General features: G+C 70.6%; 5 protein-coding genes. 2 read left to right on the forward strand and 3 right to left on the reverse strand.

Going from position 1 to position 7,449, the window contains the following annotated elements; translation table 11 throughout:
• The coding region (locus tag E1293_RS41870; protein WP_132204866.1) for a hypothetical protein at positions 1 to 1,902 on the reverse strand (1,902 nt) is incomplete at its 3' end.
• 363 nt (positions 1,903 to 2,265) lie between these two features.
• Between E1293_RS41870 and E1293_RS41875 the strand changes: the two genes are divergently transcribed.
• Both E1293_RS41875 and E1293_RS41880 read left to right on the forward strand, forming a co-directional pair.
• Positions 2,266 to 3,384 (forward strand): alpha/beta hydrolase, encoded by a 1,119-nt coding sequence (locus tag E1293_RS41875; protein WP_132204868.1) that lies wholly within the window; start codon positions 2,266 to 2,268, stop codon positions 3,382 to 3,384.
• A 21-nt stretch (positions 3,385 to 3,405) separates the two neighbouring features.
• Positions 3,406 to 4,659: a sialidase family protein gene (locus E1293_RS41880; RefSeq protein ID WP_132204870.1), complete on the forward strand. Its 1,254-nt coding sequence runs from the start codon at positions 3,406 to 3,408 to the stop codon at positions 4,657 to 4,659.
• Between the two features lie 10 nt (positions 4,660 to 4,669).
• On the opposite strand, the gene E1293_RS41885 is transcribed toward E1293_RS41880, so the two are convergent.
• The gene (locus E1293_RS41885; RefSeq protein WP_165978646.1) at positions 4,670 to 6,196 is read right to left on the reverse strand and encodes a sulfatase family protein; all 1,527 of its coding nucleotides are present in this window, start codon (positions 6,194 to 6,196) and stop codon (positions 4,670 to 4,672) included.
• A 70-nt stretch (positions 6,197 to 6,266) separates the two neighbouring features.
• Positions 6,267 to 7,449 (reverse strand): acyltransferase family protein (locus E1293_RS41890; RefSeq protein WP_132204874.1); only part of this gene is annotated, 1,183 nt, incomplete at its 5' end.

Here is a 7,449-nt window from a genome sequence, read left to right on the forward strand (position 1 = left end):
CTCCTGGGGCGGGTCTTCCGGGGCTTCCTCTTCGGGGGCAGGCGGGATCTCCTGTTGTTCGCGGAGGTACTCCTCGAACTCCATCGAGTGGGCGGTCGGCAGTGTGATGATGCCGGGGTTCGCGTCCACCAGGAGGGTGCGGCGGCCTGTTGCGCCTGAGTGGGTGAAGACCATTGCGGTGGGCGGTAGTTCTTGCAGTTGCGGGGGCTCGATCAGGAGTTCACGGAAGCGCTGTTTGTCGGGGTGGCGGCGGTCGGCGACCGTCCTACCCCAGGCGGTCGCGGAGCTGATGCCTTCCACCAGGACGGAGTCGTCGGCCGCCGGCGCGGGCAGTGGGGACCAGACGGGGTCGGTCAGGCCGTCGCCGCGGGGGCGCGCGAACGCGACCGTGCTGGCGTAGCTTTCGCCTGCCACGTCGAAGAGCGTCTCGCCTGCGGCGTCGGTTATCTCGGCCACCAGGAGCGGCTGGCCCGCGCCGATGTGCTCGGCGGCGACGCGGGCGTCCTCGGGGTTGCCGAGGCGCATGAAGCCGACGGCGGCGTGGCCTCGGCGGCCCAGGCGTTCGCGTACGTGGCCCGGGATCGAGCGGTACATCAGGACCAGGCCGGTCCCGGTTGCCTCGCAGGCGTCGATCAGGCGGTCCAGGACGTCGCCGCGCAGCTTCTCGGCGCCGCAGAGGAACAGGGTGTGGGCCCAGCGGCCCCCTGGGGGCGCTTCTCGGATCCGGTGGGTCAGCGCCGTTGTTACGTAGGTGCCGAGGATTCGGTTCGTCAGGACGCCGGCGCGGCGGTCCATCGAGACGACGTGCAGGCGGGACGGAGGCAGGCGCACCGGTTCGGTGGCGAGCTTCTCCAGTTTGCGGAGTTGCGCCTCCAGTGCCCAGGCGCGGCGGACGACGATGCGGTCCGTGGCGTCCCGTCCGAAGAGGGTCGCGATGCGCTCCAGCTGGTCGTCGGTCAGCAGGCCCTTGGCCAGGTCGTCGCGGGGGTCGCCGACCTGGGCCAGGACGCGCAGGGCGGCGGTGATGCGCGGGATCGTGGTGTCCGGGCCGAGGACATCGATGAGCCGTTCCAGGATCGAGTTGTCGAACGACAGGTCGCGGGTGCCGCCTTCTTCTTCGCCTGCGCTGACGACGAGGGAGAGGACGTCGGCGAGCGCCTCCGGGTTCAGGCCGCGGGTGACGTCCAGGCGGGGCAGGTCGTTCGGGAGCACCCAGACGAGGGGGTCGTCGCCTCGGTCGGCCGCGAGCCGGAGCAGGTCGTGGGCGACGGCGCCCTCGGAGAGGTCGATGACCGTCAGGCGGGCGCCGACCGCCAGGCGGGCCGCGCCCATGGTGGTGACCGCTGCCGACCAGCCGGCGAGCGTCCCGCCAACGACGTCTACGCGGTCGACGCCGGGCGGGACGGCAACCGGGTACCACTCGCGCTGGCTCTCGTACGCCGACTGGCGGCGCTCCCAGTCGGCGCGTTCCTTCACGTACGCCTTCTCGGCGGCCTCCCGCTTGCGCTCGCGTGCGGCCCGCTCGCGCTCCTCCTGGCCGCGCTCGTGCGCGAGCCTCTCCCGGACGACCCGCTCGTCCCGCCACAGCCCGCCCCCGGTGATGGCGAGGACGACCGCGCACGCGAGCAGCGCCACCCCGGCGAACGCCCACGGGATGATCCCGGCGATGCCGCACACCAGGAACAGGACGACGAACACCAGCGTCCCGGCGAACGCGATGCGCAGCGGACGGCCTGCCATGTCCTCGCCGGGGCGCCGCGCGGGCGGCGGCAGCGGCGCGCGTTCAGGCTCCGCGGGCAGCCCCGGGGGCGGCCCCGGATCGGGGTGCACCTGCGCGTAGCGCCAGCCCACGTGGACGCGGTCGGCTTGTGTGAGCCGCGCCATCGCGGACCCGCTCGCCATGTCCGTCACGTCGAGAGACCCCTGGGAGTCGCGGGAATGTATGAAACGCCTGGGGGGTGCCGGTTCGAATACTTACGGTCGGTTTCCTACACAGGGTAAAGAGCTTCCCGCGTTCCCGCGCCTCGTTCAACGGAACCGGGATACAGACATCTCGCGTCTGCCACCAATTCGGTCACCACGCCCACCTGCGCCAAAGATTGGACAACCCTCCCCGCCATACTGGCCACACCCGGCCACCGCCCACAGGTGGCGGTCCGGCCGAAACCCCCGGCGGCGCCTGGACGGGGGCCCGCGCCCGCCGATCAGGAAGAGCGGTAATGTCCGTTGTCATCGCAGTCGCCGACCCCAAGGTGAGGAGCCCGTGTGTCGTTGACCGGCTGGCCGCTGACCTGCCTGCTGATCGTCGCCGTGGTCGCCGTACTGGCGGCGACGGTGTGGGGGTGGGGGCGCCTCGCCGGTCCGGGCGTCCGGCGTATCGCCGCCCGCGCGGGCGCGCTCGTCGTCTGCCAGGCCCTGGTCACCCTGACGGTGCTCGCCGTGGTCAACCGGCACTTCGGCTTCTACGGGTCGTGGGGTGAGGTGGTCGGCGCGGCGGGCGTCGGCAGCGGGCACCTCGTCCAGAAGCAGGAGCGCGGTGGGGGCCGCGTCACGGCCGACCTGATCCGGCGCAAGCCCGAGGTGTCCATCGGCGGCACCCCGAAGCGCGACGGCAGGCTGGACACCGTCGACATCCGCGGGATCCGGTCGGGCCTGCACGCGCGCGCCTACGTCTACCTACCGCCGCAGTACTTCCAGGCGGGCGCGAACCAGCGCCGGTTCCCCGTCTCGGTGGTGTTCAGCGGCTACCCGGGCGCACAGCGCAACCTCATCACGCAGATCAAGGTGCCGCAGACGGCACGGGACGAGGCCAGGGCCGGACGTATCCAGCCCATGGTGTACGTCATGCTGCGTCCCTCGATGGTGAAGGGCCGCGACACCGAGTGCCTGGACATCCCCGGCGGGCCGCAGACAGCGACGTTCTTCTCTCAGGACATGCCCGAGGCCGTCCGCTCGGCCTACCGGGTCTCGGACGCCCGCAAGGGCTGGGGCGCGTTCGGCCTGTCGACGGGCGGCTACTGCTCGCTCAAACTCGCGATGCGGCACTCCAACGTGTTCTCCAAGGCCGCGTCCCTCTCCGGCTACTACGGCGCGATCAAGGACATCACGACGGGCGACCTCTACGGCGGCAGCCAGGCGGTCCGCAACGAGAACGACCTGTTCTGGCGGCTGCGGCACCGTCCGCAGCCGCCCATCTCCGTGCTGGTCACGACGAGCAAGGTCGGTGAGAAGAACAAGGACGAGACGCAGCGTTTCCTCTCGCTCGTCAAGCCGCCGATGCGGGCGTCCTCGCTCGTCCTGGACAGCGGCGGCCACAACTTCCAGACTTGGAAGCGCGTCCTGCCGCAGGTGCTGCGCTGGATGAGCCAGGGCCTCACCGTATGACGAGCCGACGATGAGCAGGCGATGAGCGAACGTGGGCGGTCGGCACGCGCCGTGTCCATCGCGCTCGCCGCCGTCCTCGCGCTCGCCGGCTGCACGGCCTCCGCTACCGAGCGCGCCCCAAGCCGGGCCGCCGCGAAGACCCCCGCCTTCTCCCCGTTCGCCCAGCGCCAGGTGGACGACCGGCAGGCGATGTACCCGAGGCTCGTCCGGCTGCGGGACGGCCGGATCATCCTCGGCGTCGCGTCGGCGACCGGCGACGGCGTCACCGACATGGCGCGGTTCTACGAGAGCTCGGACGGCGGCCGGACGTTCCGGATGCTGTCGGAGATCCTCGACCCGGCCGCGGCCGGCGGACGCGGCTCGTGCTGCGGCAGCCTGTTCGAGCTCCCCCGCCGGCTCGGCGCCCAGCCCGCCGGGACGCTGCTCTGGGCGGGGACCGCGGGCATGAAGAACCATGCGCCGGGACGCCGTCCCGAACTGCGCGTCTGGCGCAGCGCGGACGGCGGCCGGCACTGGTCGTACCTGTCGAGCTGCGCGACCGGTGCCGAGGGGACGCCCTGGGACCAGGGCCTGTGGGAGCCCGAACTGGCCGTCGACGGGCAGGGGCGGCTCGTCTGCTACTACTCCGACGAGACGCGACCCGGCCACGACCAGGTCATCGCCGAGGTCGCCTCCACCGACGGCGGCGCGACCTGGGGTCCGGCCACGGTGGTCGTCGCCGCGGGCCGGCACGACCGCCCTGGCATGCCGGTGGTACGACGGCTTGCGGACGGGACCTACTTCATGGTGTACGAGGTGTGCGGCCCTTCCGCGTCATGCAAGATCCATTACCGCAAGTCGGCGGACGGCTGGACGTGGGGCGACCCCGCCTCGCGCGGCACCGCGGCACGCACCGCCGACGGCCGGAGCCTCTACCACGCGCCCACGGTCACCTGGGTTCCCGGCGGCGGCCCGCAGGGGACGATCCTGATCGGCGGCGGGGCCGTCCGGGATGCCGAGGGCGGCCTCGTCCGCGAGTCCAGCGGCACCACCCTCTTCGCCAACAGCGGCACCGGCTGGCACGAGGTACCCGCACCCGTCCACGTACCGTTCCCAGCAGACCCGGATGATTCGGACATCGTCTGCTTCAACTACAGCTCGTCACTGCTTCCCATGGGCGATGGCAAGGGCCTGCTGGAGGCCGCCACCCAGCGCGGCGAGGACGGGGTCTGCCGGGCCTACGTAGCGGCCGCGTCCCGGTCGTCCGCCGCGGCGGAGACGATGACGAACTCGTGATCCGGCCGGATCAGAGGTCGCGGCAGTTGGCGCCGGCGCAGCCGCGGTACGAGGCCACCAGCGACTTCAGTTCGGCCTTGCGCGCCTCGGGTGCCTGCACCCACAGGTTGCCCAGCTCCCAGGGGTCCTTGGCGAGGTCGTAGTACTCGCGGTCGCCGTTCTCGTACTCGACGTACAGCTCGTTCGCCGTGCGGACGGCGTAGTACGTCGGCGGGTTCCCGCCGTACTTCTTCGGCAGGTCGGGGTCGTCGTGGCTGTAGTTCGGGCCGAGGTGCTCGATGAACGCGGTGGTCCGCCAGTCCGACACCGGGCGCGCGTGCAGCAGCGGCACCAGCGAGCGCCCGTCCGCCGACTCGGCGGGCTTGAGGCCGGCGAGCTCCTGGAATGTCGGGCAGATGTCGGTATTCTGCGCGAATCTCGCCTCGGTCTTCCCGGCCGGGACGCCCGGTCCCGCGACGACCAGCGGGACGTGGATGTCGGTGTCGTAGGCGGTCAGCTTGCCCTCGACGAGACGGTGCTGCCCCAGGTGGTAGCCGTTGTCGGAGTTGAAGACGAAGTAGGTGTCGGCGCCCCGGCCCTTCGCGTTGACGGCCGCCTCCAGCGCGCCGATCATCCGGTCGACCGACTGGACGGCCCGCACCCGCTCGCGGAACGCCTTGTCGACGGCCTGGACCTGGCGGGGCTTCAGCCGCGGGTACTTGCGCAGCCAGCCCGGCTTGTCGCGGATGTCGGGCTCGTTGAACCCGGGCGTCCGAGGCGCCTTGACGTTGCCGAACTTGTGCGCGTCGGCGGGCGCGGGCGTCGCCGGGGCGTGCGGCGAGAACGTCGACATCTCCAGCATGAACGGCTGCTTCGCGTCGGCGGACCGGTTGACGAAGTCGACGCCCTTGGCTGTGATCACCGTGTTGAGGTGGTCGTTCGGCGAGCGCCCGTAGTGGGTGAGGGTGCCGTTGCCGTTCAGGTTGTAATTGTAGTTCGCGTAGCCGAGGCCGGTGACCTGCCACTCCGTCCAGCCGGGCGGGACGTAGGTGCGCGAGGAGCCCTGCTTCTCCGTCGGCTCGTAGCCGTTGAGGTACTTGCCCATGAGGGCCGTGCGGTAGCCGGCCTTCTGCAGCGCGGCGGCGAAGGTGTCCTTCTCGTTGCCCCGCGCGTTGAAGACGTCGAACCCGCCCGTCGGCGGGTCGTTGCTGCGGACGCCGGTGTTGTGCGGGTACTTGCCGGTCAGGATCGTGGCGCGGGACGGGCAGCACAGTGTGTCGGCGACGAAGTAGTTCGAGAACGTCATGCCGCGCTTCTGCAGCGCCTTGACGTGCGGCATGTAGTCGACCAGGTCCCACGACAGGTCGTCGGTGAGGATGTAGACGATGTTGGGCCGCTTGCCCTGCGCCGGGGACGCCGACGCCTTGGCGTCCTTCCCCTTCTTCCCGTCACCGGACGCGGCCTGCACGCATCCGGTGAGCACCAGGGAAGCCGCCACCAGCACCGCCGACACCCGTCGTCGCGGCCTGGCGCGTCTTCGCGGCTTGACGCCGAGCATCACACACCCTTCGGACGCGTCCCTCTGGGAGAACGGATCAGGTCGACCGCCTGGATCAATGGTGATCAGGCTAAGGCACCGACGCCGGTGGAACCGCAGCGGCATCGCGCTGCGGACGGCCGCCGGCGTCGGACTCAGGTTCGGGCTCGGGTTCGGGTGGCGCGGGCTCCGGCGTCGCTCCGTTCCGGCGGATCTGCGCCATCGCCGATGCGAGCCGCGGACGCATCAGCGCCTGCAGGGGACGCTCCACCAAAAAGTGCACGAGGAACGCCGCCGCCAGAACGGCAACGGTGATCACCGGAAGGATCATCAACCGGTCGAGGATCGGGTGTGGGAAGAAGACCTTGACGATCGCCCGCGCCACCGTTTCGTGCATCAGGTAGAGCGGGTAGGCGACGGCCCCCAGGAGGGTGAGGCCGCGCCACCTCAGCCAGGAGAGCTTTCGCAGGGCGACCAGCGCCATGACCGCGTAGAAGACGGCGAGGACGACCGGGATCACGATCTCGTGGACGCCCTTCCAGGCGTTCAGCGGGCTGATGCCGTCCACGAGGTAGTGCACCGACAGAGCCCAGGACGCCGCGAGGATCAGCCACAGCGCGAGGTTCGACCCGAAACGGTAGATCAGGAAGAACGCCATTCCCGCGATGAAGTAGGGCGCCGTCTCCGGGAAGAACAGCCGCTGGAGCAGCTCGCTGTCGGACTCCTTGGCGTAGGCGCCGAGGAGGAGCCAGGAGACCATGAAGGTGACGCAGCGGCCGTAGGTGATGCCGGCGCGAGCGAGAAGCGCGATGAGCACATAGAAGTGCAGCTCCACCCATAGCACCCAGTAGAGGACCTCCACTGACGGCACGTGCATGCCGTCCTGGAGCATCGTCAGGTTCGGAAGCAGCCTCTGGACGGGATTGTCCCCGTCACCGTAAGGCACCGCCGATCCGCAGATCATGAAGAGCACCACGCTGAGCAGGACGCTGAACCAGTACGCCGGGTAGATCCGTACGACCCTGGCGATGGCGAAGTCGCCCGCGTTCCGGTCCCACGCGGTCAGCAGGATGACGAAGCCGCTGATCAGGAAGGCCAGTTGGACGCCGAGGTAGCCGAAATGCGCGACCGGTGCCAGTTCGGGATAGATCTTCTGCGCGTCCCGTCCAGGCCAGATCGTGCTGCGCACCCCGGCGAAGTGATGCAGCACGAGGGCGCCCGCGGCGATGAAGCGCAGCAGGTCCAGTTCGCGCAGCCGCGGGGCGGAGCAAGGC

Origin of the sequence: Actinomadura darangshiensis (genome assembly GCF_004349235.1) — a bacterium.
Taxonomy (GTDB): Bacteria; Actinomycetota; Actinomycetes; order Streptosporangiales; family Streptosporangiaceae; genus Spirillospora; species Spirillospora darangshiensis.

Excerpts from the sequence above, each read along its gene's own strand:
- E1293_RS41880 (WP_132204870.1), top strand. The coding sequence starts at position 3,406 with ATGAGCGAACGTGGGCGGTCGGCACGCGCCGTGTCCATCGCGCTCGCC.
- E1293_RS41885 (WP_165978646.1), bottom strand. The coding sequence starts at position 6,196 with ATGCTCGGCGTCAAGCCGCGAAGACGCGCCAGGCCGCGACGACGGGTG.